At 69.8% G+C, this 24,257-nt stretch carries 20 protein-coding genes and 6 pseudogenes; 14 read left to right on the plus strand and 12 right to left on the minus strand.

Translation table 11 applies throughout. From position 1 onward, the window contains the following. Positions 1-134: 134 nt before the first annotated feature. The 3 genes and pseudogenes from OHT57_RS45945 to OHT57_RS45955 all read right to left on the minus strand — a co-directional run. Entirely contained in the window at positions 135-602 is a 468-nt protein-coding gene (locus OHT57_RS45945; protein ID WP_328752926.1) for a hypothetical protein, read from the minus strand. Next, positions 599-997: pseudogene (locus tag OHT57_RS45950) on the minus strand (transposase); the annotation flags it as partial. The pseudogene OHT57_RS45950 and the gene OHT57_RS45945, both read right to left, overlap by 4 nt. 2 nt (positions 998-999) lie before the next feature. Further along, positions 1,000-1,137 (minus strand): annotated as a pseudogene (locus tag OHT57_RS45955) (winged helix-turn-helix transcriptional regulator); the annotation flags it as partial. A 14-nt stretch (positions 1,138-1,151) separates the two neighbouring features. On the opposite strand from OHT57_RS45955, the pseudogene OHT57_RS45960 reads away from it, so the two are divergent. Together OHT57_RS45960 and OHT57_RS45965 are read left to right on the plus strand one after the other, a co-directional pair. Further along, positions 1,152-1,346, plus strand: a pseudogene (locus OHT57_RS45960) (recombinase family protein); the annotation flags it as partial. Between the two features lie 161 nt (positions 1,347-1,507). Further along, entirely contained in the window at positions 1,508-1,927 is a 420-nt protein-coding gene (locus tag OHT57_RS45965) for a hypothetical protein (RefSeq protein ID WP_328753551.1), read from the plus strand. A gap of 9 nt (positions 1,928-1,936) precedes the next feature. Here the strand turns inward: OHT57_RS45965 and OHT57_RS45970 are convergent, their stop codons facing one another. Next, the gene (locus OHT57_RS45970) at positions 1,937-2,680 is read right to left on the minus strand and encodes an SDR family oxidoreductase (protein ID WP_328752927.1); all 744 of its coding nucleotides are present in this window, start codon (positions 2,678-2,680) and stop codon (positions 1,937-1,939) included. Positions 2,681-2,774: 94 nt separating this feature from the next. Here OHT57_RS45970 and OHT57_RS45975 point away from each other — a divergent pair, with 94 nt between their 5' ends. After that, positions 2,775-3,335, plus strand: coding sequence for a TetR/AcrR family transcriptional regulator (locus OHT57_RS45975; RefSeq protein WP_328752928.1), 561 nt, complete (start codon positions 2,775-2,777; stop codon positions 3,333-3,335). A gap of 545 nt (positions 3,336-3,880) precedes the next feature. Here OHT57_RS45975 and OHT57_RS45980 read toward each other — a convergent pair. Next, positions 3,881-4,615 carry an SDR family oxidoreductase gene (locus OHT57_RS45980; RefSeq protein WP_328752929.1) on the minus strand — a complete coding sequence of 245 codons (735 nt, stop codon included), beginning with the start codon at positions 4,613-4,615 and terminating at the stop codon, positions 3,881-3,883. A gap of 92 nt (positions 4,616-4,707) precedes the next feature. Between OHT57_RS45980 and OHT57_RS45985 the strand changes: the two genes are divergently transcribed. Next, the gene (locus OHT57_RS45985; protein WP_328752930.1) at positions 4,708-5,571 is read left to right on the plus strand and encodes a LysR family transcriptional regulator; all 864 of its coding nucleotides are present in this window, start codon (positions 4,708-4,710) and stop codon (positions 5,569-5,571) included. A gap of 327 nt (positions 5,572-5,898) precedes the next feature. On the opposite strand, the gene OHT57_RS45990 is transcribed toward OHT57_RS45985, so the two are convergent. Next, a complete protein-coding gene (locus OHT57_RS45990; protein ID WP_328752931.1) occupies positions 5,899-7,188 on the minus strand; it encodes an FAD-dependent monooxygenase in 1,290 nt (429 codons plus the stop codon). Between the two features lie 343 nt (positions 7,189-7,531). Continuing rightward, positions 7,532-7,663, minus strand: a pseudogene (locus tag OHT57_RS45995) (MBL fold metallo-hydrolase); the annotation flags it as partial. An 83-nt stretch (positions 7,664-7,746) separates the two neighbouring features. Here OHT57_RS45995 and OHT57_RS46000 point away from each other — a divergent pair. The 5 genes from OHT57_RS46000 to OHT57_RS46020 are packed head-to-tail and all read left to right on the plus strand — an operon-like array spanning position 7,747 to position 11,927. Continuing rightward, positions 7,747-8,307, plus strand: coding sequence for an RNA polymerase sigma factor (locus tag OHT57_RS46000; RefSeq protein ID WP_328752932.1), 561 nt, complete (start codon positions 7,747-7,749; stop codon positions 8,305-8,307). After that, entirely contained in the window at positions 8,304-9,122 is an 819-nt protein-coding gene (locus tag OHT57_RS46005; RefSeq protein ID WP_328752933.1) for a zf-HC2 domain-containing protein, read from the plus strand. Before OHT57_RS46000 ends, OHT57_RS46005 begins: the two co-directional genes overlap by 4 nt. A 32-nt stretch (positions 9,123-9,154) precedes the next feature. Beyond that, complete coding sequence (locus OHT57_RS46010; RefSeq protein WP_328752934.1) at positions 9,155-9,964, plus strand: ABC transporter ATP-binding protein; 810 nt, start codon at positions 9,155-9,157, stop codon at positions 9,962-9,964. Further along, positions 9,961-11,355: a hypothetical protein gene (locus tag OHT57_RS46015; protein WP_328752935.1), complete on the plus strand. Its 1,395-nt coding sequence runs from the start codon at positions 9,961-9,963 to the stop codon at positions 11,353-11,355. The genes OHT57_RS46010 and OHT57_RS46015 overlap by 4 nt, the downstream gene beginning before the upstream one ends. Next, a complete protein-coding gene (locus OHT57_RS46020) occupies positions 11,352-11,927 on the plus strand; it encodes a hypothetical protein (RefSeq protein WP_328752936.1) in 576 nt (191 codons plus the stop codon). Before OHT57_RS46015 ends, OHT57_RS46020 begins: the two co-directional genes overlap by 4 nt. 713 nt (positions 11,928-12,640) lie before the next feature. On the opposite strand, the gene OHT57_RS46025 is transcribed toward OHT57_RS46020, so the two are convergent. Further along, on the minus strand, positions 12,641-15,529 hold the full coding sequence (locus tag OHT57_RS46025) for an ATP-binding protein (RefSeq protein WP_328752937.1): 2,889 nt from the start codon (positions 15,527-15,529) through the stop codon (positions 12,641-12,643). A 255-nt stretch (positions 15,530-15,784) separates the two neighbouring features. On the opposite strand from OHT57_RS46025, the gene OHT57_RS46030 reads away from it, so the two are divergent. The 3 genes from OHT57_RS46030 (at position 15,785) to OHT57_RS46040 (ending at position 18,777) form a co-directional block, all read left to right on the plus strand. Beyond that, positions 15,785-16,696, plus strand: coding sequence for a hypothetical protein (locus OHT57_RS46030; RefSeq protein ID WP_328752938.1), 912 nt, complete (start codon positions 15,785-15,787; stop codon positions 16,694-16,696). Positions 16,697-16,782: 86 nt separating this feature from the next. Next, complete coding sequence (locus OHT57_RS46035) at positions 16,783-18,246, plus strand: RICIN domain-containing protein (RefSeq protein WP_328752939.1); 1,464 nt, start codon at positions 16,783-16,785, stop codon at positions 18,244-18,246. Between the two features lie 225 nt (positions 18,247-18,471). Then, positions 18,472-18,777: a transposase gene (locus OHT57_RS46040; protein ID WP_328752940.1), complete on the plus strand. Its 306-nt coding sequence runs from the start codon at positions 18,472-18,474 to the stop codon at positions 18,775-18,777. Here OHT57_RS46040 and OHT57_RS46045 read toward each other — a convergent pair. Beyond that, positions 18,770-19,469, minus strand: a pseudogene (locus OHT57_RS46045) (ISL3 family transposase); the annotation flags it as partial. The gene OHT57_RS46040 and the pseudogene OHT57_RS46045 overlap by 8 nt on opposite strands. Positions 19,470-19,603: 134 nt before the next feature. Beyond that, positions 19,604-20,797: an MFS transporter gene (locus OHT57_RS46050; protein WP_328752942.1), complete on the minus strand. Its 1,194-nt coding sequence runs from the start codon at positions 20,795-20,797 to the stop codon at positions 19,604-19,606. A gap of 105 nt (positions 20,798-20,902) precedes the next feature. Here OHT57_RS46050 and OHT57_RS46055 point away from each other — a divergent pair, with 105 nt between their 5' ends. Next, on the plus strand, positions 20,903-21,511 hold the full coding sequence (locus OHT57_RS46055) for a TetR/AcrR family transcriptional regulator (RefSeq protein ID WP_328752943.1): 609 nt from the start codon (positions 20,903-20,905) through the stop codon (positions 21,509-21,511). A gap of 266 nt (positions 21,512-21,777) precedes the next feature. Here the strand turns inward: OHT57_RS46055 and OHT57_RS46065 are convergent. Beyond that, a pseudogene (locus OHT57_RS46065) lies at positions 21,778-22,134 on the minus strand (transposase); the annotation flags it as partial. Between the two features lie 298 nt (positions 22,135-22,432). On the opposite strand from OHT57_RS46065, the gene OHT57_RS47635 reads away from it, so the two are divergent. Next, on the plus strand, positions 22,433-22,816 hold the full coding sequence (locus tag OHT57_RS47635) for a transposase family protein (protein WP_443053571.1): 384 nt from the start codon (positions 22,433-22,435) through the stop codon (positions 22,814-22,816). Here OHT57_RS47635 and pdxR read toward each other — a convergent pair. Further along, positions 22,755-24,206 (minus strand): MocR-like pyridoxine biosynthesis transcription factor PdxR, encoded by a 1,452-nt coding sequence (gene pdxR, locus OHT57_RS46070; protein ID WP_328752944.1) that lies wholly within the window; start codon positions 24,204-24,206, stop codon positions 22,755-22,757. The genes OHT57_RS47635 and pdxR overlap by 62 nt on opposite strands. Positions 24,207-24,257: the final 51 nt, after the last annotated feature.

A 24,257-nucleotide genomic window follows, 5' to 3' on the forward strand; every position in this document is an offset into this window, starting at 1 on the left:
TCCTGTGAGGCTGTGCGGGTCGGGGCCGTAGGCACTCTAAGAATTCCTCACAAAGTGAGAGGTTGACCAGTCGGCGCCAGCAGATGATGCCGCAGGCCAGGGAGCAATCGTCAAGAGTTGTGGGTGAGCTGACTTCAGCTCTCGCTGCGGTGGTTGAGGGTGATTCTGGCGGTGTTGCGGATCCGTTTGGTGCGGCCGGCTTCGGCGAGGATCTCGATGGCCTCGGTGTTCGTCCCGACGGCGGTCTTGAGCTGGAGCCAGTTGGTTGACGCGAGCAGGTTCTCCGGCTGCCAAGGCAGCTTGAGCATGATGGCGCGGAACAGTGACCACTCCCGCAGGCGCTGAGCCAGGAAGGGGTGGTCGATCGTGGCCTGGGTCATCGCCTGCGCCCATCCCTCGTAGGCGGGATCGGGGTAGAGGGCGGCGGCTCGACGGTCCAGGTGCCGCAGCACAGCAGACTGGGCCATCGTTAGGTCTGCATCGGTGAGCACGCGGCTGACCAGGTCAATCTCGGTCGCCTCGGCAACGTGCTCCAGCTTGTCGAGGTAGGCCGCGAAGCGGACATGCTCGTCCGGATTCTGCAGGATGTCGTGGACGTTCATGCGACCTGCTCCTCGCGCTCGACCAGGACGCCGTTCTCGAATCGTGCACCGGCGCGGACCAGGGACACCAGGTGAGCTCCGATGATCGCACGCCATCGCGCCTGAGCCGACTCGACCAGCTTGAACACCATCGCGAGGGCGGCCGCCGGGCTGCCCGCGCCGCGTGTGACCTTGGTACGGAGCTTGACCGTGGAGAAGGTTGACTCGATGGGGTTGGCGGTCCGCAAGTGAATCCAGTGCTCGGCTGGGAATTCGTAGAAGGCGAGCAGTTCGCCCCGGTCCTCGGTGATCTTCGCGACGGCCTTCGGGAACTTCGCCCCGTAGGTCTTCGCGAACGCCTCGGTCGCCTTCTCTGCGTGGGTGCGGTCCTCGGCGTTGTAGATCTCCTGCATCGCTGGGGTGCGGTGGCTACGCGGAGGGTCTTGCCCATCGGAGTGAGTTCGTAACTGACGTGCGGCGGCATGACGTTGCGGACGGTCCGTGTGAGGATCCCGTCGCGTTCCAGACCGCGCAGGGTGACGGTGAGCATACGCTGGAGCGAGGAAGAGCATGGCCAATCTGGTCTACGAGCGGGTCTCGACCGGCCCGCAGTCGACCGACCGTCAGAACCTCATCCTGGACGAGGCCGGGATCGAGGAGCCAGTCGTCTTCGAGGAGGAGCCCCGCACATCGAGCCGCCTTCATCCGCTTCAGCGGCCGAAGTTCGGCGAACTGCTCACGTACGCGCGGCCGGGCGACACCCTGCAGATCTCCGAGATGTTCCGTCTCGCACGTGGCATCGGCCGCTTCCTCGACATCCTTACCGCGACCGCCTCGTCGTGCGCATCCATGACGGAGTGTTCTCCGCGATGGACCTCACTGCCCGCCGCCAGCGCACCGGCGAGCTGCTGTCGACCGTGTAGTTCATGGTGCAGACCCTCGCCGCCGCCGGCGAACTCCAGCGCGACCTCCAACGGGAGCCGACCGATGACGGGCTGCGGGCTGCGGGCCGCCGAGGTGATAGCCAACAAAAGGGCGGGCGCCGCCCGGCCGTCCCGGCCGAGAAGACCGCCCCCGTCCGCACCGCGTACCTGGAGAGCCGGTCCATCGCTGCCCGCGGCCGCGACCACCATGTCAGCCGCGCCGCCATCGCCGATCTCCTCCCCGAATACAAGGCCGACCAGGACGCCACGGCTCCGGAACTGGCAGCCGTCCTTGACCTGTTGAGCAAGTTCGCGGACTTCCTCCGCGCCACCGAGTTGGAACCCGCCGAGCGGGCCGCGCCCGACCAGGGCGTCACCGTACGGCGCGGTCAGTTCCTGCCGGAACCCCGATTTGCCTGGTGATGGCAGGTGTCACGCCTGGACGGTGGGGCGAACATTGATCTCGCCGATCTCGACGTCGTTGGGCTGCTCGATGGCGAAGGCCACCGCGCGGGCGACCGCCGCCGGAGCGATGCCCATCGCGTCCATGTTCTTGCGCGTCTGCTCGCGGATGTTCGGGTCCGCCATGGAGTCGGCGAGATCGGTGCGGATGTATCCCGGCGAGATGGCGGTCGTGCGCATCACCCCATCGGTGGACTCCCTGCGCAGTCCCTCGTGGACGGTGCGCACCGCGTTCTTGGTCGCGGCGTAGACGGCCATCGAGGGGGACACGCCGGACAGGCCGGCCACGGAGACGATGCTCACCAGGTGGCCCGATCGCTGCTCGCGGAAGGCGGGCAGCACGGCGGCGATGCCGTTGAGCGTGCCGCGGAGGTTGACATCGATCATGGCCGACCAACTCTCGGTGTCCAGGTCGGCCAGTGGGCTGATCGGGGCGACGCCGGCGTTGTTGACCAGAACGTCGATGCGGCCGTACTGGTCGATGGTTGCGGCGACCAGGCGCTGCAGGTCCGCGGCCTTGGTGACGTCGACGACGCACGTGGCCGCACGGCCGCCCTGCTCCCGGATCTCCTGCGCTATGGCATCGATGCGCTCGCCGCGGCGTGCTGCGAGGACGACTGCCGCGCCGCGCTGGGCGAGCAGCCGGGCGGTGGCTTCGCCGATGCCGCCACTCGCTCCGGTGATGGCGACGGTCTTGCCGTGAAGAGAGAGCACTACTGCCTCCAAGTAAAGTGGACACGTGTCCACTTCGTAGGCAGCCTACCGGACACATGTCCACTTGTCGGAAGCGGAACATCAGGAGAGGCCCATGAGCGCGCCAGCACGCCGTCCGGATGCGGTGCGGAACCGGACCCGCATCGTCGAGGCTGCGCGTGCAGCCCTCGCCGAGTCCCCCAGCGTCCACCTCAACGAGATCGCCAAGCGCGCCGGTGTGGGACAGGGAACGCTCTACCGGAACTTTCCCAACCGTGAAGCACTCCTCGCGGAGGTCTACCGACGCGACGTCGAAGAACTCGTGACCGCCGCCTCCGATCTGCTGGCAGCACACGAGCCCGTGGAAGCCTTGCGTCACTGGCTCGACCGAGTGATGGACTACGCGGAGATCAAGTACGGCGTTCTGGCGGTGCTCGAGCCGGCAGCGTGGCAAGACCTTGTCGCCCACAGCCAGAACCCCATCGAAGGCGCCCTCGGCCGCCTGCTGGACGCCGGGAAGGCAGCCGGTTCCATCCGCACGGACGTGGACGCCCGTGGGGTCATCCTGCTCATCGCCTACCTCGGCCGACTGGCCCGAGATGAGTGGGAATCGACAGCACGGCCTCTGATGAACGTCATCCTTGAGGGCCTTCGCCGACAGGACGCGGATCGGTGAGGGCAGCAGATCCCGAAGACATCCTGAACAGTGACCGCAGCATCACCAAATACCAGAGGAGAGGCATCGAATTCGCCACCGTGCGGTGTCAGTTCTCGCTCCCGCCTACGAAGCCAGCCGGCTCACCGTGGACGACATTCTGCCCGCGCCGGCGCTCACCGAGTCCCTCGCCGCAGAGATCCTCAACACCCCGACTTCTCTGTAGCCACCCCGACTCCCCGCGCGAGGACAGCATCACCGGCCAGGCCGGGCGACGTCCGCCACCTCCCGGCGCTGGGCGTCGGCCCACGCCGACCACGACCCCACCCAGGCCGAAGACCTCACCTACGCCGCCAACCGGCTGCTGGTCGGCGACCCGAGCGACCCGGAGCGTGCAACGGCCGAACTGTCCCGCCTGCTGGTCACGCTGGGTGCCGAGGCTGCGATGCAGGGCTCCCGCGGCCGCCAAGTGCTGGTCACGAGGCTGGTGGACGAGGTCGTCGAGGCCGCCGGGAGTGCCTTTCGTGGACCTGCTGGAGCCTCGTCGGTTCACGGCGGGTTCGTGATCACCAGGGGACGACGCCGTCGTCCTCGAAGAACGAACCGGTCGGGCCGCCATCGGGCAGGGTGGCGAGCCGGATCGCTGTGGCCGCGCCCTGTTCAGGAGTGCGGGGCCCTTGGCAGCCGGTGAAGTCGGTCGCGACCAGACCCGGGCAGGCGGCGTTGATCAGGATGTTCGTACCGGCGAACTGCCGGGCGTACTGCACGGTGAGGGCGTTGAGGAACGACTTCGACGGCGCGTAGGCCGCCATGATCGGGATCTCGGTGTCCGGGTCCGCCTGCCGGGCCAGGGAGCCGACGCTACTGGAGACGTTGACGATGCGTGGCGCGGCCGAGCGCCGCAGCAGTGGCAGCATCGCGTTGGTCACCCGGACGACCCCCACGACGTTGGTGTCCACGACCCTGCGGAGCACCTCCAGGTCGAGCGCGGTCGGGTCCTGCACCCACCCCGGGTCCATCTCGCCCGAGATGCCGGCATTGTTGATCAGGGCGTCCAGGCGCCCGGACAGCCGTTCGATCAGTTCCGCGGCATCAGTGACGCTCTGGCCGTCGGTCACGTCCAGCGGTACCCCGAACGCGTCCACGCCGGCGGCACGCAGCTTCCCGACGGCGGTTTCGCGTCGGGCTGCATCGCGGGCTCCTACGCCCACGCGGTACCCCAGGCTGCCCAGCCCCGCCGCGATCTCGTACCCGATGCCCTTGTTCGCGCCGGTCACCAGCGCGATCATCGTTTCGCTCATGCTGATGATGGTGGCTCTCGGACAAGCGGCGCGGCCAATACCGATACGGTGCCCTGTCATACCTGCCAGGTATCACCGCGTATGCTGCGGCCGTGGACACCCTGGAGACCCGCGAGCTGAGGTACTTCGTGGCCGTCGCCGAGGAACTGCACTTCGGGCGCGCCGCCGAGCGCCTCGGCATGGCCCAGCCGCCGCTGTCACGGGCGATCCAGCAGCTCGAACGGCGCCTCGGGGTCTGCCTGCTGCAGCGCAACCGCCGTGGCGTCCGCCTGACCGGTGCCGGAGAGGTGCTGTTGCACGAGGGCCGGGCGGCCCTCGACGCGACCGCTGCCGCCGCTCGCCGCACCCGGCGCGCCGGCGGTGCCGACAGCCCTGGCGGCCCCCGCGGTCGGCTGGTCCTCGCGGTGAAGGCCGCCGCGACCCACGAACTGCTGCGGAAGCTTCTCGACGCCTACGCGGCCGAGCCCGACAGTGCCGAGATCGAGGTGCTGCCGTGCGGCCTTTGCGAGCAGGAAGAACTGCTGCGCGACGGACGCGCTGATGTGGCGCTCATGCACACGCCGTGGAACTCCCTGACCGGGTTCGACAGCGAGGCACTGGCGACCGAGGGGCAGGTTGCCCTCCTGCCTGCTGGGCACCCCCTCGCCGCCCGCGAGACCCTGTCCCTGGCCGAGGTCAGGGACGTCCCCGATCTGCCGCTCGCCCGCTGGCCCACCCACGGCACCTACGCGCCCGGCCCGGGCCCCGAGATCCACAACCAGACGCAACTGGCCCAGTTGATCGCCCTCGGACGCACCCTGGCGGTCGTCCCCGACTCCGCCCGCTCCTGGCTGTGGGCCGAGCACACGGCCGTCCCTGTGACCGACGCGCCTCCCGTCGTGACCCACATCGTCTGGCCCGCCCACAGCCGCTCCCTCGCGCTGGCTGGCCTGATCCGCACGGCCGCACGGCCGTGACCAGCTGCTGGCCCCATCGGTCAGCTCCCGGGACAGCTCGGATGCCACCAGGGCCGGCGAGACCGAAGAAGCAGACCCACGGGACCAGATCATCGGGGACTGCGAGCGAATCGGACCAGATCACTGGAGGCAGGGACCGGATCACCTGATGGGACACCGGCTGGGGATCAACGGGTTTGGACGCTCTCACCGTGCCCGACCTCCTGGACCTTGTGAAGTCCCACGGGGTCGATGTCTCCATAGTCCACGCGCACCATGCGCCATGAGCGGAGGCCGTTCGACGGCGCCCCACCGGAGCCTTGTCCCTCTCGACACGTCGTGTGACACCTACGGCATGGCCGACGAGGTGACAGGCGATCCGGCCGGGGCGGCGGAGTCCGGCACCCCCGGGTAGTCGGGCAGCTCGACGCCGTTGATCGCGCGCCCGACCAGCTCGGTGAACCATTCGCCGGCGAAATCTGGGCCCGGCTCGGCGTCCGGCCCGGGGAGGTCGCGGCTGCGGGCGTTCAATCGGCCGATCTCCTGGTTGGCCTCGACGAACGAGCGCATCCGCGCCTCGTAGCGGGCGAATCCGGTGCCGGGGTCCCATCCGGCGGCGGCCAGCTCTCCGGCCAGCAGATAGGCGCCGACCAGGGCCAGCCCGGTGCCCTGCCCGGACATCGGCGACGAGCTGAACGCCGCGTCCCCGAGCAGCCCCACCCGTCCGTTCGACCAGCGGTCCATCACCACCTGGGCGACCTGGTCGAGGTAGAAGTCCGGGGTGTCGTCCAGGTGCGCGAGGATGGCCGGGGCCAGCCAGCCCAGGCCCGCCATCCGCTCACGCAGCAGGCGCTTTTGGGCCGCTACGTCACGGTGGTCGACGTGGAAGTCGGCCGAGGCGGAGTAGAACATGGCCATCGCCCGGGTGGCGTCCTGGATGGGTCGCAGGAGTGCGGAGCGCCCGGACTCCTGGTCCTGGTACTCGAGCAGCCAGCGGTCCAGCCCGAACTCGTTGGGCACACTGTAGAAGGCCAGCACGTGCCCGAGATGGCTGACGAACTGCTCATGCGGGCCGAAGACCATCGCCCGCAGTTCCGAGTGCAGCCCGTCGGCCCCGACCACCAGGTCGAAGCGCCGCCGGTCGCCGCCCGCGAAGACCACGTCGACCCCGTCCGCGTCCTGGGTGAGCTCGGCGATTCGGTCGCCGAAGATGTACTCGACGCCGTCGCGGGTGTCGTCGTAGAGCAGCTGGGACAGGTCTCCGCGCAGGATCTCGATGTCCGCGATGAACCCGTCGCCACCGTCGTCGTCCGCGCGGAAGGTCTCCAGCACCTGCCCGTCCGCGTTCACGGTGTGCGCGCCCGCGGTATCGGTGCACGCCGCACGGACCGCCGCGTCCAGTCCCATGCGTCCGATGACCTCCTTGGCGACCCCGCGTGCGTCCACCGCCTGCCCGCCGGGACGCAGCTCGCAAGCCCGCTCCACCACGGTCACCTCGGCCCCCCGTCGGTGCAGCCAGTGGGCCAGCGCGGGTCCCGCGATGCTCGCGCCCGCCACCAACACCCGGGGACCGCTCACCGGCGTCCCCTGCTCGCCTGTGCGGATCGTGCGCTCCTGCTCGGAGTCGTCGACGCTCATCACTGTCTCCATGTGCTTCCTCCCGGGCCGGCACGTTTCCACCACTGGACCACCGCTGTCGGTGGATCCAGCAGCATCGACTGCGGATCCGCCCAAAACTCATCGGCACGGCCGCAATCGCGTCCGCGCTCCCGCAAACACCTTGAGCTCGGCTTGCGTGCGCGGCGGGCATGGTCGTGATCGGCTCGATCCTCGGCAGACATCGACGAGAAACGCCAACGCCGATGAGACGTCAGGTCGACCGTGGCGGCGAATTCGAGAGGAGCGGCCCTGGTGGGGGCGGGAGCGGCTGGCAGTACCTGCGGTGACCGGGGCGGCGTGGCGACGGCATCAGGAAGCGGGGGATGGGCTCCAGTCGGTAGGCGTCCCTGTGGGTGATCACGCGGCCGGCGGTGGGCGGTGTGAAGTGGGTGCCGAGGAGGAGGGTGTCCGTGCCGGCGAGGGAGCGGAGCAGCTCGCGGCGGGTGGTACCCGAAGGCCCGTGACAGCAAGCCTCTCTGTGTGACGTGGATCACGACGCCGGGAAAACCTGTTGCCCGGTCCGGGCGTCTAGCAGGTGTGAGATCAGTCAGAGCAGCGCTGCACGAGGTGGACGAGGAGCGCCTCGTCCGGCTGGTGGCAAAGGGCGACCGCGCCGCGTTCGAGGAGCTGTACCGGCGTACGTCGCCGTGGATGGCGGTGCGGCTGCGCCGCCGGTGTGTGGACGAGCAGATCGTCGCGGAGGTCATGCAGGAGACCTACTTGGCGGTCTGGCGCGCGGCAGGTGCGTTCGCCGGAACGGCTGTCGGGGGGACGGCCATCGGTTGGCTGTGGACGATCGCCGCACGCCGCCTGGTCGACGCGTTCCGGCGCAGGGCTCACCACGCGGAGCCACCGCCGGCCGCCGCTGCGCCCGACGTGGCACCCGCCGCCGAGGAGTTGGCGCTCGCGGAGACCGTAGGCGGTGACGTCGGGGACGCATTGCGGTGCCTCGCGCCGGAGCTGAGACAGGTACTGCAGGCGATGGTGCTCGACGGGCTGTCCGTCCGGGAGACCGCGGTCCTGCTCGGGCTGCCCGAAGGCACGGTCAAGACCCGTGCCCGCCGGGCCCGTATCGAGATGCGGAGGACGCTGGCATGAGTGTCGAACACGCATCGAAGCGGATCATCGAGGGATACCTGCTCGGCGGCGCGCACCTGTCCGCCGACGAGGTGTGGGCCGTGGAGGCGCATCTGGAGAGGTGCCAGCTGTGCCGTGACCGGTTGTCCGCCGCGGTCGGTGCCGGGGCACCCGACGTGGTACAGCTCGTCGACACGGTGTGGTCCGGCCTCGAACCCCGACTCGCGGTCACTGCCACGATGCCGCGCCGACGGCGCTGGTCGGCGCGGCTGTCGAGGTGGATGACCCCCGCGATGGTGCCCTGGCTGGCCATGGTCGTGGGCATGACGCTGATGGCCCCGCTGCTCGACCTGGCCTACACCGGCTCCGGCGAGGTGTCGTTGGTCCTGCTCCTCGCGCCGGTGCTGCCCGTGCTCGGCGTCGCCGCGTCCTGGTCGCGCGGTCTGGACCCGGCCTACGAGCTGACGGCCTCGGTCCCCAGGAGCGGGCTCCATCTGGTGCTGCGGCGCACCACGTCCGTGCTCGGTGTGGTGGTCCCCGCGCTGCTGGTGGGCGGCTGGGTGACGGGAGTGATGGTGGTGCAGTGGTTGCTGCCCTGTCTGGCCTTCACCTCGGCGACCCTGGCGCTCGGCGGTGTCATCGGTGTGACCCGCGCCGCCTTCGTGCTGGCCGCCGTGTGGGCCGGCGTGGTCGTGGCGCCGACCCTGGCCACCAACCGTACGACCTTCGCCCTGCAGACGGGCGGACTGCCCGCGTGGGGGCTGATCCTCGCGGTCGGTATCGGCGTCGTGATCGCCCGCAGAGGCGCGTACACCGTCCTGGAAACTCATCGATGACCATCGGAAAGAACATGGGAAAGGAACACCACATGACGTCCGCCGTGAGCGCGGCCGACATCGCACCGACGGCCTACGCCTGGGAGATCCAGGCCACCGGGCTGAAAGTCAGGGTCGGCAAGAAACGGATGGCCGTCGACGGCCTCGACCTCTCGCTGGGCGTCGGCGTGCACGGACTCCTCGGCCCCAACGGGGCGGGCAAGACCACCCTCATCCGGACGCTGGCCACCGTGCTGCGCCCCACCGAGGGCAGCCTGGAACTGCTCGGCGAGTCCGTGGGTGCCATGAGCCAGCACCGTGCGGTGCGCCGCCGAATCGGCTATCTGCCACAGGAGTTCGGCTACTACAAGCGCTTCACCGTACGCGAGTTCGTCGAGTACATGGCCTGGCTGAAGGAGGTGCCCAAAGCGGGCATCCCCGCGGCGGTGCAACGCGCCGTGGAACGGGTGGGGCTGGCGGACCGCGCCGACGAGAGGATGAAATCCCTGTCGGGCGGCATGGTGCGCAGGGTCGGTATTGCCCAGGCCATCGTCAACGACCCGACGATCCTGCTCCTCGACGAGCCGACGGTGGGCCTGGACCCGGCACAACGCCTGCGCTTCCGCGAGCTGCTGCAGGAGCTGGGCACGGACACCTGTGTGCTCGTCTCGACCCATCTGGTGGAGGACGTCGCCGCCGCCTGCACCGACGTGGTGCTCCTCGCCGAAGGGCGGCTGGTCTTCAAGGGGTCTCCGGACGAGCTGGCCTCGGCGGGCGGCCCGGAGCATGTGGGTGACAGCCCGCTGGAACGCGGCTACTCGGCTCTGCTGCTCAACCCCGAGCAGGCAAGGGGCACTTGGTGAACGGCCGCGTCCTGCGTATCGAACTGAAGCGTTCCGTCGCCCCATGGGCCGGCGTCATGGTCCTGGCGCCGGCGCTGGCGTTCCTGTACCTGCTCTCCGGACAGTGGCGCATGGGCACCACGGCGTGGACGGCCCAGTGGACGCCCATGGCCCTGTGGACCCGCTCCCTGATGTTCTACCTGTGGCCGCTCGCCGTGGGGCTCGGGGCACTGCAGGGTCTGCGCGACCACCGCTCGAAGATGGCCGAACTGCTGACGAGTACGCCACGGCCCGCCCGGCACCGGGCGGCCATCCTGGCGGGCGCGACAGCGATCACGCTTGTCTCGGCCTTCGCGCTCCTCGTCCTCGTGGGCGGGGTCCAGGTGCTCGACCACACCGAGTACATGCACCTCGGATGGCTGCCGATCTCGCTTGTGGGGGCGCTCTTCCTCGTCGCAGGGGCCGTGCTGGGCATGGGGGCCGGGCGGGCTCTGCCGTCCCCGCTCACCCCGCCCGCGCTGGCCATGAGCGCCGTCGTGTTCACGGCTCTCATGTACATGTCGCTGGGCCGGACGGAGACGGACACGGCGTCGGGAATCCCCATCACGGAGCCGAACCGGCTCTCGCTGCTGTCACCGACGGTGGAAGACGTGCGCGAGGCGTTCGTCACGCTCTCCGCCTCCGTGCACGTCGGGCAGACGATCTGGCTGCTGGGCATGGCCGCGACCGGCTTCGCACTGCTCGTCGCCGCGACCCCGCGCGCCCGGCTGACCGCCCTGACACCCGTCCTGGCGGGTGCGGCGATCGCCCTGCTCGTCCTCCCCACCGACCCGCGCCAGATGTACGTCGTCGACAAGGCCGCCGCAGAGCCGGTGTGCGACGGCCCGGTGTGCGTGACGAAGACACAGCGGGCACGACTCGCGGACCTTGCGGGCCCCGGCAAGGAGGCACTGCGCCTGCTGCACGATGCCCTCGGTGATCAGGCACCGGACTCGGTCCGGGAGAGCACCGCCGTACTGCCGGAGGGCTCCACGCCACGGTGGTCCCGCAGCACCGTGCTCTTCGACTTCGACGACGACATCGTCGCCACCGCGAAGGGCGAGGAGCTGACCTGGGCTCTGATCGCCAAAGGCATGGTGCCAGGGTGCACCCCCGTCGGCTGGAGCGGCATGGGCGGAGACGAATACGCGCGGACGGTCGCGCTGGGTTGGGTCCTCGGGGACCTCAAGCCGCTCGGCGGCCCGTCGGCTCGTTTGCCCGCCCGCGCCCAAGCCGAGACCCGCACGGTGTGGAAGGAACTCATGGCACTTCCACGGGCCGAGCAGCTCTCGCGGATCAACGCGATGCGCGCCGCCGCGCTCTCCTGTGAGGGCGACCCGTTCGAGGTGCTGTCCGGCGGTGCGTCCCGGTGAGATGGCTGACCTTGTACGCGCGTTCACGTCAGGTGCCTGCGGCACTCGCGGCGATGCTGATCGGCGCGGTGGGGGTGTGGGCACTCACCCGGGACGGGGGCGCGGGGCCCGGTGATCCGCGGCTGCCCGTACTCGTCCTCGCCACAGGGGCGATGGCGGCCTCGGTCGGGCTCAGCGGCCAGGACCTCGCGCTGGACCGGACGGCCGCGATCCGCTGGATGCCCCGCAGAGCGGCGCATGTGCTGCTCGCCGGCGCGGCCGTCGCCGCGGCACTGCTGACAGTGCAGACCATGGGCGTATCCATGGCCACCACCGCGTTCGTCGTCCGGGACAGCGCGGGCCTGATGGGACTGGTCGCCCTCGGCGCGGCGCTCTCGGGCGGGCAGTACGCATGGACGCTGCCGTTCGTCTGGCTGTCGCTGGTGTTCTTCGCACCGCCCCCGACGAATGCGCCGATGCGCGTGGCGATGTGGATGACGCTGCCTCCCGGCACGGCTGCGGGCACCTGGACAGCCCTGGTCCTTACGGTCGTCGGCACCACGGCGTACGCCGTTGCGGGTCCGAGGAGGTAGCCGGACCCCGAAACCCCGGACCGGGAGACCGCCGCCGGGCCGCATCGGCCGGCTGATCGCGGCGATGCCGCGGTTGTTCCAGCGTGGTGACCACCACCGCCTCCACCTGATCGACGCTGATGGTGGGCGGCCGACCCGTCTTCGGCACGTGGACAGGAAGAACTGCAGCCGCTGCACCCCCGGCATCCCCGCACCTGCCACCGGCTCCGCCCCAGCCAGGCAGGTGATCGGCTCCCGCTGGGTGATGAAGGGGATCAGTGCCGATTCGGGCGCAGCGTTCGCAAGAGGATTTGTGGGCTTGCATGCTGATGCGCCGCTGGTCGGGGTTGGGGGCGCAGGCGGTGTGGGCGGTGTTGGTTTCCGGGCTCGTGCATCGGTTTCGTTCATGTGGCCGGCTCGCAGAGCAGCTCGCTGCAGACTTGTTTGCCCCAGCGGTATATGTCGGTTCCCTCGGCGTTCGGCGAGAGCGTCGATCAGGAGCAGGCCCCGGCCGGTGGCGAGGAGGTCGGCTCCGGGCTTGGTCATTTCCGGCAGTGTGCGGGCGTTGTCGATGACGCCGATCCGTACGAACGGTGGGCCGGGGCGCAGCGGCCTGGACGCACTGATGGCCTTGGACGACAGCCGAGGAGGCCATGAGGGTCTGGAGCATGCCCTCGCGGTCCAGCGGCTCTGCTCGGCGTCTCCAGCCTTATCGGTGGTGTTCGGCGTGTTTCTCAGGCGGATTCTTCGGATCCGGGTCTGTCGGAGTTCGGCAGGTTGCTTTGGATGTTCTTCCGGCTGGTGCGCAGTTTCACCAGGGCGCGGGCGACGTGCTTTTCGACGGTGCGGGGGGACAAGAACAGGGTCTGGGCGATGTCCTGGTTGGTGGCGCCGCCTGCGAGCAGTTCGGCGACTTCCCGTTCACGGGGTGACAGCTGCATTCCGTAGCCGCGGCTTCCTGGTGGCGATGTCTGGACACCGAGTTCGCGTAGGCGGTGTTGGCAGCGTGCGGCATCGCCGGTCGCGCCGAGTTCGGTGAAGCCACGCGCGGCGTCGGCCAGGTGCGCCACCGCGTCTTCGGGAGACGAGCAGGCCAGGGCGTCACCCCGGTGTTCGGCGGCCTTGGTCGCCTCGTAGGGCCGGCCAATGTCCTGCCATCTGCGCTGCGCCTCGGCGAAGTGCTCGGCGGCTTTCACCCGCTCGGTGGTCGCCGTCGGCCCGGTGGCGCGGAGCAGCAGCAGCCCCTGGGCCACTTCCAGTTCGGACAGGGCAGCGGGCGCGTCCCGGTCGCGGACACCGGACTCGGCCTCCGTCACGAGTTGTTCGGCCGCCGCGCGGTGCCCGCAGCCCAACGCGGCCTCGACCGCGACGGGAAGCAGACCGAAGGTCCGTGTCCAGGAACCGAGTCCACGCAACGTCGACAACGCCGGTTCGGCGGCCGCCCAGGCAGCCTGCGGGTCGTGCTGGGCGAGCCGGACGGCCGTGAGGGCGGCGGCGATCCTCATGGTGACGTCCGCCGAGGTGCCTCCGTGCTCCGCGGCGGCGACGAAGTGGTCGAGGGCCCGGGAGTGCCGGCCCTGGGCGAGGGCACGGTGTCCCTGGCACAGCAGTCGGTCGACCTCGACCTGTCTCATATCGGGGTGGGCACGTCCCAGGGCCGCGTACTCGCCGTCCAGGTCGGCCCAGCGGCAGACCAGCCGGTCCATGTTCAGTTCCTGGGCGCGGACGAGGCACTCGAACGGCCGACCGTCCGCGCCGTCGGCCAGGTCTCTCATCTCGAGCAGCAGGGCGCGGGCCCGCCGGTCGTGGCCGAGCTGGATGGCCGCGGTGGTGAGGTTGTACAGGGCGAAAATGGTCGGGCTCAGCACCACGCCGTCAGCGCCGCGCCGCGGCAGCCGGTCCACCAAGGGCCAGACGGCGGGATCACCGTCCCTGGCCATCAACAGCAGTCGGACGTTCCTGACCACCATCCGGCTCGCCTCGTCGGTACCGTCCGCCACGGCCTGCTCGGCCCGGCCGAGCCATTTCCACCCCTGCGTGGCGGCGCCGTCGAGGTCGTGCAGGGCCAGCGCGATCATCGCCTTCACCGCCTTGTGCGGGAGGGTGGCCAGCTCGCCGATGGCGTGTTCGAGCTCGCGGAAGCCGGCAGGGTCGCGGTCGATGTTGAGCATGGTCAGACCGAGTTCCAGGCGGATCTCACCCCGGGTGGCCGCAGGCAGCCGCGGATCGGCCAGCACGGCGCGCAGCTCGCGGACGGTCGCCGCGTAGTCGACGCCGAAGTTGACGATACGGGCGAGCGCGAGCGCAGCCCGGGAACGTCGCTCGGTGTCCGCCCCGGACTGGGCCAGGATCTGTTGCAGGAGCGTGCCCGCGGTGCCGGTGTCGCCCAGCGCGACGGCCTGTTCGGCAGCCTGCTCGGTGCGATCGAGCCAGCCCTGCTGGTCGCCGACGGCGAGCGTGTGGTGCGCGATCTGCACCAGCGGCAGCGGGTCGTGCGTCTGGAGTTCGTCGAGGGCACGCCGGTGCAGGCGCGTGCGCCACGGCCCGGGGATGTGCCGGTAGGCGACCTGCTGAGCCAGCATGTGACGGAAGCCGTAGAGGCCGCTCGCGGTCTCGCGCAGCACGGCCGCCCGCAGCGCGCCGATCAGCCCGTCCGCGGCCTCGTCGCCGTTCAGGGCGGCGACCTCGGCGAGCAGTGTCTCGGTGGACGGCACGGCCAGTACGGCCGCCGCGTTCACGACCGCCGCACCGGCCGGCGACAGAGTGGTCAGCCGTTCGCTGACCGCTTCCCGCAGGCTGCCCGGCACCTCGGCCCGCTCCAGTTCCCCGACGTCCGGGCGCGCCTGGTCCCGTAGCGTGATCAGGTCTTCCTCGGCGACCAGTGGCAGGCCCTCGCTGCGGCCATGGAGCGCCGCGCACAGCTCGGGCGTGGCCTGGGCGCCGAGCGCGGCACCGGCCAGTTCGGCCACGTCGGTCCTGGTCAGCGGCGACAGCCGGATCACCGTGCCGCTGGCGCAGGGTGGCGGGCGGTAGGCGGCGCCCAAGGCCGCGGCCCCGGGCGGCAAGTCCTCGGCCCGGTAGGTGACCACCAGCGCGAACTGGTCGGGCAGGTCGCGGGCGAGCAGCAGGAGCAGTTCGCGGGTGGCGTCGTCGGCCCAGTGCAGGTCCTCGACGACCAGGATCACCCGCCCGACCGTGTCGAGCACGGAGCGGACGGCCTGGATCATCTGGTGGCGCGCTGCGCCCGGGCCCTGCGGCTTTGCCGGCGCCGGCGGTAGGCGGTCGGCCAGGTCCGGGAGCAGCGGGGCCAGGGCGCCGGTGGTCGGCGGCAGGGCGGCGTCCGGCAGCCACGGACCGATCTTGCCGAGCGCGTCGATCACCGGCCCGTACGGCAGGGGCTCACGCAGCGGGTGGCAGAAGCCTGTCATCACCCGCCACCCTTCCGACTTCAGGATCGTGGTGGCTTCGCGTACCAGCCGGGACTTGCCCATGCCGGCGTCGCCCTCGACCATCACCACGGCCGGTGGCTGTCGGATGGCGGCGAGCAGCAGGTCGAGTTCGTGGCGGCGACCGACGAATACGAAGCCCCGGCCAAGCCCATGAGATCCCTGCTGGGTCGCCACACCACCACCGTCCTTCACGGGACGCCCCGATCCGGTTACCCGCAGTGGCCGCCGGGGCCGACGTCATCGGCCCTACCCATCCTAGGACGGCCGCCTACCCATTCAATGCGTCCCCCATTGTTTCGGCCTGTCCTTCACCTGCATTTTGATGCCATCCACACAGGTGGAAGCCGCGATAACGCGTGAGGACGCTCTCGCACTCCAACTGGCGCGTGCAGTGGCACGGCCGCAACCACTTCCCGACACGGAGAGCTCATGTTCAATCGAGCAGAAACGCTTTTGCCCATGTGGCGGATGCGCTACCGGATATCAGCACTCGCGGCGCTCCTCGCCGCCGTCGCGATCATCCTGACCCAGGCCATCGTCTCGACCAGCCCGGCGCACGCGGCAGGGTGGAACAACTGCCCGACCGGCTTCGGCAACTCCTCCTCGTGTTCCAACATTTCCAGCAACGACACCGTCCGCGAACGGCAGTTGCCGGCCCAGGTGTACCGCGGGGACTCGCGGTCGCCGTACGAGATCTTCACCCACGGCTTCACGGCGGTCGGGACCGACTACGATCTCCCGCGCCACATACAAGGCCGCGACGGCAGCGGCTACATCTCCACGAGCGCGGATCTGTCGCAGTCGGAACGCTTCGCCCGCAGCCAGGGTGGCCGCAATCTGGGTGCGGCGATGGCGAATCCCAACTGCCGGACCGGCCGCCCGGTTGCGATGTGGACTCCCTTTCCGGGGATGGGTTGGACGCTGACCGGTCAGTGCACCAACCGCTGGGTGGAGGCGGACACCTACGTGTACCAAATCGATTCCCACATGGCGCGAAACGCTCTTTACACCGACGACCAGGTGCGCGGAAACCCCGGGCTGGCGCGTTTCGGGGGCCAGCAGGAGTGGGCGTACCTCCACCACATCCCGAACACCGCGATCATCGGCGTGCGCGTGTACCGCATGAGGGCGCAGGTCCACAATGGCCAGCTCGAATACCGGGGTCAGACGTTCACGTTCGACCGCTTCATCGGCAATCCCGCCCATGCCGAGGCGCGGAGCACCTATAACCCGGCCGCTGACCCGAGCGCCCACTTCGGCCCGAGCACCGACCTCGGCACGCCCGCGATCGCGGCGAACCCGTATACCCGCGGCTGCGAAGCGATCGCCCAGTGCCGGTAACCATGGCTGAAACCGGCTCGACTCCCGACACAACCGGCCACGCAGACGCCGCCGTGATCGCCCTCCCCTCGGACCCAAGGAAGACCATGTCGAAAAACGCATCGACAGCGCCGCACCGCACGCACTCCGCGCCGCGGGAGCGGCCGCGCTCCGCCCTGCTCGCCCTCCTGTCGCTTGTGCTGGCGAGCGGGTCGCTGCTGCCGGCCGCGGCCGCACACGCCGACACCGCCACCGCCACCGGCGCCGACTGGGAGGAGGTTGTGGAACTCGCGGGCTACAACGGCGCCCTGACCGCGTTCGACGACCCGAAAAGCGGCCCGACGATCATCTTCCCGTCCGACTACACCGGTGACATCCACAACCTGAAACACCCGAGCGACTGGACCGACTCCACAGGCGCCACGCCGACCAGTTGGCCCACCCCCACGACCGCCAAAAGCCCCATGTTCACGCAGGACCAGCTCAACAACGTGCAGAACGCGGTCCTCGACGCCATCCAGCCCGGCGACGACACCACCACCTACTCCCTGGCTGCCGCCTACGACGGCGCGAGCGACCGGGTGGTCGTGCAGACCAACGCCCCCTCGTCCGTCACCGACCCGCTGGCCGCCAAGTACCCCAACCAGGTCGCCATCCAGGGCCCGCCCGCGAGCACCCCGCCCACCATGTGCACGGAGCAGACCTCGCTCACGTCCGACCCCGGCAACACCCGCGGCGCGACCGCGGCGAGCGACCAGTTGCAGGCCATGGCCGACTACAACTGCGCCCTGTCCGCCTACCAGGACCCGAATACCGGCCCGGTGATCACCTTCCCGTCCGACTACGCCGGTGACATCAACAACCTGCAGATCCCGCAGCACTGGACCGACTCCAACGGCGACACCCCGACCAGTTGGCCCACTCCGACCACCACCCGCAGCGTCAAGTTCACCGCCGCGCAGGTTCAGAAGATCATCACCGCCACCGTCGCGCAGATCGAGCCGGTCGGCTCGACGATCTACTACGCCGCCGCCCACTACGACGGGATGAGCGACCGGATCGTGGTGAGCACCGACGCCCCCTCCTCGGTCACCGACCCACTGGTGGCCGCCTACCCCGACCAGGTCACCATCCACAGCCAGACGGCCCCGGCGATGCAGATCGTCAACAAGCAAAGCAACCTCGACCTGGGGATCGACGGCGCCTCCACCGCGTACAACGCTGGGGTCGTGCAGCAGACCGCGGATGCCACCGCCAACCAGCAGTGGCGGCTGATCTTCGCCGGCAACGGCCAGTACAAGCTCAAGAACGTCAACAGCGGCCTTCTGCTCGGCATCGCCGGCGGCGTCAGCAACCCGGGCGCCCCCGCCGTGCAATGGGACGACAATGGCCACGACGACCACCTGTGGAAGGTGGTCGACGCCGACCGCGGCTACGTCAAGCTGGTCAACGTGCGCAGCGGGCTCCCGTTGGACGTCGACAAAGCCTCGACCGACCCCGGAGCGAGCGCGCTCCAGAACACCGACAACGGGACCGATTCCGAGCTCTGGCAGCTGACTCCGATCAACTGACGAGTGGCGGTCGCCGCCGCGGGCATTGCCCGGGCGGACGGCGAACCGGCCCGGGTTGCGCGAACCTGTCGTGCGCAACCCGGGCCGGTTCATGTGTCGCGCTCCGCTCCCTCGTTGTCGATCATCGGCCGTTCAAGTCGCCGCCGATCGAGTACCGCGAGAGACTGAGATGCAGGGCCGAATGTTTGTCCGCGGCCCTCAGCTTGGACTCTGTCGGGGATCTTGATGGTCGGGGGTCAGGTGCCGAGGGTGCGCCGTCATGAACTCACCGATCAGGAGTGGGAGTTGCTTGCTCCACTCATATCGCGGGCAGCGACAGGCCGTCCGCGAGTGGTGGACCGGCAGGTCATCAACGGGATGGTCTACAAGATCCGGACCGGGATCTCCTGGCGTGACCTGCTGGAACGCTACGGGCCCTGGCAGACGGTCTACACCCGCTTCCGCCGTTACGCCGTGGACGGCATGTTCACCCGGGCACTCCGGCAGATCCAAGCCCACGCCGACGCGGCCGGCGACATCGACTGTCGCTGACCTGTACCGCTTCGGGGAGGGCTTTGCGGATCGCTTCGGCGTAGGTGGCAGAGCCGTCGCGGCAGACGTACTGGGCCCCGGGGTGCTCGCGCAGCCACGTGGTCAGGGTCTGGGCGGTGCGGTCGGGCAGGACGTCGATCCGCTCGCCGGTCTCGGCGTCGATGATGACCGTGGCTTAGCGGTGCCTGCGCTTGAGGGCGAAGTCGTCGACGCGGAGCACGCGCGGGACGCGCAGCGGTGGCACTGCCTGGCGCATGAGCATGCGCAGGGCGGTCGAGTGGGAGATCGCGCAGGCCACAACGCGACAGAGGCGGGAGTCCGCCCGGCCCGCTAACTCCTTGACTACAGAGCCGAGTTGGCCGGCCAGGCGGTTGGTGCGGCGCTGGTAGCGCTCCACGACGCCGGGCACCTGCTCGCGGAACGTCTGCCGCGGGCAGCCGAGCACCGTGCACACCAGGCGGCGGACCCGCACCGAGGCGAAGACCCGCCGACCGTCACCGGCACGTCTGCGAGCACTCGCCCAGGAAACCCGTGCATCTGCGATGTTCGTGTCCCGCACGCGGGCACGGCACCGGATCATCCCGGGTCCGCGCCGACACCCGGATGACCTCACCCTCGTCCTTCACGCCCTCGACGATGAGGGCCGACAGTCCCGAAAACACCACGCCCACAAGCTCGTTGACATCGCGCACACCACGCCCACAAGCTCGTTGACATCGCGCACACCATGCCAAACGACAACCGTCACCCTTCGCTACCACCGATTCCGGGACAGAGTCGATTACGGGACAGAGCCGTTGGCTGGACAGACCCGCAACGGACGGGATCAACGCCCTGCGGGGAATGCCGCGCGTCGGCCGAAGGCGACCGTGACGAGCGCCACGAGGGTGAGAGCGATCATCCCGGCTGGAAGGAACGATGCGCCCACGCCATCGACGACCACAGCCCCCACAGCGCCGCCCGCGAAGATCGCCATGTTGAAGGATGTCGTCAGCATCGCGTTCGCCGTATCGGCGTTGTCGCCCGCGGCCTCACCCATGGCCGTCTGCAACTGCGTCGCCGAGCCGCCGAACGCGAGGCCCCACAGGACGATCGCGATCAGCGCGAGCGCAGTGGACTGCTGCGCTGTGGCAAGAAACGCTGCGGCGACGATGAACACGATCACGCTCGCCAGGGTGAGCCTGCGAAGCGCGCGGTCGATGAACACACCGGTGATCCAGATGCCTCCGAGCGCGGCGATGCCGAAGACGAGAAGTGTGATGTCGGGCCGGAGCGCGAGACTCATCTGATGCAGGTAGGAGGCGATGTAGGTGTAGAGCAGGTTGTGCGCGAGCATCCAGACGAGTACGACGCCGAGGATGGTCGCCACGCCGGGAATGCCCAGCACCCGGCTGAGCGGAGCGCGTGTCCGCGCCGGCTGCCCCTGGGCGTCGGGCACGAGGAACTTCGCGAGGACCACGACGATGACGCTGAGCAGTGACATCGCGGCGAACGACCAGCGCCACCCGACCGTCGAGCCCAGCCAGGAGCCGAGGGGGGTTCCGATGGACAGCGCGAGCGGGGTTCCGGTCATGGCGATGGCAAGTGCACGCCCGGCGTGCTCAGGTGCGGCGATACGCCGGGCGTATCCGGCGAGCATGCCCCACAGCAGACCGGAGAAGGCTCCCGCGACGAACCGGGCGGCAAGGGCGATGGTGAACGACGGCGATACCGCGGTGACGGTGTTCGCGACAAGGAACCCGAGCAGGCCCACCAGGAGGAGGGGCTTGCGTCGTGCTCCGCGCGTCAGCGTGATCGCGGGTATCGCGGCTAGGACCGTTCCGATCGCGTAGGCGCTCACGAGCTGGCCGGCGCCGCCTTCGGAGACGTCGAGTCCGGCAGCGAGCTGCGGGAGCAGCCCCGCCGGCAGCGTCTCGGTCATGATCACGATGAATCCGGTCAACGCCATCACCACCAGTGCCGGTACGGGGAGCGACTCGTGCGCTCGCTCGCGGACCGGCGTGGGGCTCGTTGTGGTCATCGGGTCGCACTCCTCACTAGTTATGGATTGACCGATCCGATATTGACCGACGCGTCGGCGGGCGTCAAACTGGATCAGTCAGTCCGTAACTAGTGGAGGTTTGCCGTGCCCGCCATCGGTCGTCCCCGCATCTTCGACATGGAGGCCGTCCTGGAGGCCGCGATGCTGCTGTTCTGGGAACAGGGCTACGAAGCGACATCGCTGGCCCAGCTCCGCGAGACCACAGGACTGTCCTCCGCGAGCCTCTACGGCGCCTTCGGCTCGAAGGAGGGACTGTTCGAGAAAGCCGTCGAGCACTACATCGCCGGACCGGGCAGCGTCACCGATATCGTGGCCGACGAGGCGGAAAGTCCCCGCGAGGCCATCGCCCGGCTCCTCCACGGGTCGATCAACATGCAGACCGACACATCCCACCCTCGCGGATGCCTCGTCGCCCTCTCGGGGACGGTCCGGGCATCGGGAGCGGGCGAGGACGGCGTGCGCAAGGTCGTAGCGGCGCGCCGCGCGGCGGACCGGGCACGCATCAGGGCGTGCGTCGTACGAGGCATCGCCTCAGGAGAACTCGCCGAAGACACCGACGTGGACGGCGTCACATCCATGATCCACGGCTTCTTGCTCGGCATTTCGACACAGGTCTGCGACGGCACATCAGCACGGCACCTGCACGCCGCGGCCGACGCCGTGCTCGCGAACTGGGACACACCGGGACGCTGAGGCCTACGCGCGCTGGGCGGGGCCCTGGACCACGACCTGGGAGCGGAAGGAGCACCACGGGCCGCAATGGTCACCTTCACTACGACCAGGCTCCGACCACCCGCCGAGCATTCCCGGAGTGTTCGCCCCCGGCGACGTCGTCGACCACACCTACCGACAGGCCATCACCGCCGCCGGCACCAGCTGCGCCGCCGCCCCGGACGCCGACCCCACTTGGCCGCCCTCGCCGACCACACCCTGGGAAGCGGGCCCGCTCGGCAAGATCCCGTGCTCGCCCCCACGCCCTGATCCCGGGCGGCCACGTGGACACTCTGCGTGTCCGGGACCACCAGGGTCGGGTTCTCTGATCGGCTGGCCCGCTCACGGACTCGGCAGCGCAGGGGTTCATGGATGACCTGGTCGGTCCCGTCCTCCCGCCACATGGCGAAGTGGTAATACGGCGCGCTCTTCGGCGGCAGGTCGTGCGGAAGGCAGGCCCACTGGCAGCCGGTCCTGCCCTGGTAGAGGATCGAGTTCACGATCTCCCGCATCGCGTAGCTGCCCTGATGGCCACTCACCGACCGGTGCCGGCTCTTCCACGCCGCGAGCACCGGCTCGATCAACGACCACTGCTTGTCCGACAGGTCGCTCGGGTAGGCCTCGCGTTCACTTCACCCCGCCACCCCGCCACCCCGACAGGCCATCAGCCCAGGGCGGGCAGACTCCGACCGCGCCCACACCGCCAGATGACAACAGAACCAGTCAGGTACTCACGAACCGCCTTCTGGGTCTGTCCAGTCAACGGGTCTTCCAAGATTTGCGTAGGCGGTGATCGGGTCAACTGGCCTGTGGTGTCGTCTGGTTGGCGGCGTCATCGTGGTGGTGTGTGCGATACGGCTGGAAGACCTGTTACCGCAGCTGTCCGCGGTACGGGTCGATCGTGTGGAGGCCAGCCGTGATCTGCTGCAGATCACGGCCCGGACCTGGGACGGTGCCGCAGCTGTCTGCCCAGCGTGCGGGACGGAGTCGGACCGGGTGCACTCCCGGTACGTGGGGCATGTCGCGGGCGAGGCGGTGGGTGGCCGGGCCGTCGTCATCGACCTGTCGGTGCGCCGCCTGTACTGCGAGAACTCCGGTTGTCCCAAGACTCCCGTAGTGGGACAGGCCTTGGACTGGGTCACGGAACTGAGACGAACTCATGTCCAGAAGGTCGTCGTGGTGGTGGTGAATCGGGTGAGCCCTGTGCGGGCGCCTCCTTCCGCGTTCAGTCGTCCTTGGGCGGACCGAGTACGCAGTGCAGGCCGGCCTCGATGTCCGGGGCGCTGATCGAGCCGTAGCCGAAGACGAAGCCCGGGCGCGCGGAGGGGTTCGCGGCGACCTGCGCCAGGGTGTGGACCGCCACGCCGGATGCTCGGGCCCGGCGGGCTCGGTCCGCGAGGGCGTCGGGGTCGGCGAGGTGGCCTCGGGTGAATGTCGTCAGGTGCAGACCCGCGGCGGACGGCACCAGCTCGGCCAGGTCCGCGAAGTGATCGGTGAGCTCGCGGGTGATGGCGTGGTGCCGGGCCGCGTACGTGTGCTGCATCCGGCGGATGTGCCGGGCGAGCAACCCGTCGTCGACGAAGCGGGCGAGCGCCGCCTGGGTGGGGACCGCTGTGTGCCAGTCGGCGGTGTACTTGGCGGTGCGCAGCGCGGTGCGCAGTGGGGCGGGCGCCACGAGGAAGCCGACGCGCAGGGAGGGGAGCATCACCTTGGAGAACGACCCCACATAGATGACGTGTCCGTCCCGGTCCAGACTCTGCAGCGTCTCGACCGGCCGCCCGCCGAACCGGAATTCGCTGTCGTAGTCGTCCTCGATCACTGCCGCGCCATGCCGCCGCGCCCACTGCAGCAGTGCCGTTCGGCGCCGCAGGGACATCGGCATGCCGAGGGGGAACTGGTGGGCGGGGGTGACGTACACGGCGCGGGTGTCCGGTGGGAGGGCGTCCACGAGCAGGCCCTCGGCGTCCACCGGTACGCCCGTGACCTCGGCGCCCTGCGCCAGGAACGGCAGCCGGGCCGGTGGGTAGCCGGGCTCTTCCACGGCCACACGGTCGCCCGGTTCGAGCAGGACCCGTCCGATGAGGTCCAGGGCCTGCTGCGTGCTGGTGGTCACCAGCACGTCGTCCGGGCGGGTCCGCACACCGCGGGAGAGCCCGATGTGCCGGGCAAGTGCGGTCCGCAGCCCGGCGTGGCCGGATGGATCGCCGTACCCGACCGACCCGGCCGCCGAAGGGCGCAGTTCCCGGGCGATCAGGGGACGCCAGGCGTCGTACGGGAAGAGCCGGACGTCCGGCAGGCCGACCCGGAAGTCGTGGGCCGCCGGGGTCGCTCCCGTGGCCTCCGGGGCTGCCCATGGGGACAAGCCCGCCCACAGGGCGCGGGGGCGCAGTCCCGAGCCGGTGGTATCGGTGGCGGTCGCGGCCCCGCGCGTGGGCAGGCCCGTCGTACGCACATAGGTCCCGGAGCCGACCCTGCTGTCCGCGTAGCCCTCGGCGACGAGCCGTTCGTAGGCGACGCCGACGGTGTTGCGGGCCACCGCGAGGCGGCGGGCCAACTCCCGGGTCGGGGGCAGCGGGTCGCCGGGCCGTAGCAGCCCGTCGTGGATCGCGGTGCGCAGCTGGCGGTAGATCTGGCCGGACAGGTCGCGCTGTCCGTCGAGCCTGACGTGGACGTCCATCCCGGCTTTCTGCTTTCGGCTCGGCTGTTGCTGGCTTTCGGTCCGGCAATT

The sequence above is a fragment of the Streptomyces sp. NBC_00285 genome, from assembly GCF_036174265.1.
In the GTDB taxonomy this organism is placed as follows: domain Bacteria; phylum Actinomycetota; class Actinomycetes; order Streptomycetales; family Streptomycetaceae; genus Streptomyces.

Bases quoted from the DNA above. Each gene is read 5' to 3' on its own strand.
- OHT57_RS45945 (WP_328752926.1), bottom strand. From the start codon at position 602: ATGAACGTCCACGACATCCTGCAGAATCCGGACGAGCATGTCCGCTTC.
- OHT57_RS45965 (WP_328753551.1), top strand. From the start codon at position 1,508: ATGGTGCAGACCCTCGCCGCCGCCGGCGAACTCCAGCGCGACCTCCAA.
- OHT57_RS45975 (WP_328752928.1), top strand. From the start codon at position 2,775: ATGAGCGCGCCAGCACGCCGTCCGGATGCGGTGCGGAACCGGACCCGC.
- OHT57_RS45980 (WP_328752929.1), bottom strand. From the start codon at position 4,615: ATGAGCGAAACGATGATCGCGCTGGTGACCGGCGCGAACAAGGGCATC.
- OHT57_RS45990 (WP_328752931.1), bottom strand. From the start codon at position 7,188: ATGAGCGTCGACGACTCCGAGCAGGAGCGCACGATCCGCACAGGCGAG.
- OHT57_RS46005 (WP_328752933.1), top strand. From the start codon at position 8,304: ATGAGTGTCGAACACGCATCGAAGCGGATCATCGAGGGATACCTGCTC.
- OHT57_RS46010 (WP_328752934.1), top strand. From the start codon at position 9,155: ATGACGTCCGCCGTGAGCGCGGCCGACATCGCACCGACGGCCTACGCC.
- OHT57_RS46030 (WP_328752938.1), top strand. From the start codon at position 15,785: ATGTTCAATCGAGCAGAAACGCTTTTGCCCATGTGGCGGATGCGCTAC.
- OHT57_RS46035 (WP_328752939.1), top strand. From the start codon at position 16,783: ATGTCGAAAAACGCATCGACAGCGCCGCACCGCACGCACTCCGCGCCG.
- OHT57_RS46040 (WP_328752940.1), top strand. From the start codon at position 18,472: ATGGTCGGGGGTCAGGTGCCGAGGGTGCGCCGTCATGAACTCACCGAT.
- OHT57_RS46050 (WP_328752942.1), bottom strand. From the start codon at position 20,797: ATGACCACAACGAGCCCCACGCCGGTCCGCGAGCGAGCGCACGAGTCG.
- pdxR (WP_328752944.1), bottom strand. From the start codon at position 24,206: ATGGACGTCCACGTCAGGCTCGACGGACAGCGCGACCTGTCCGGCCAG.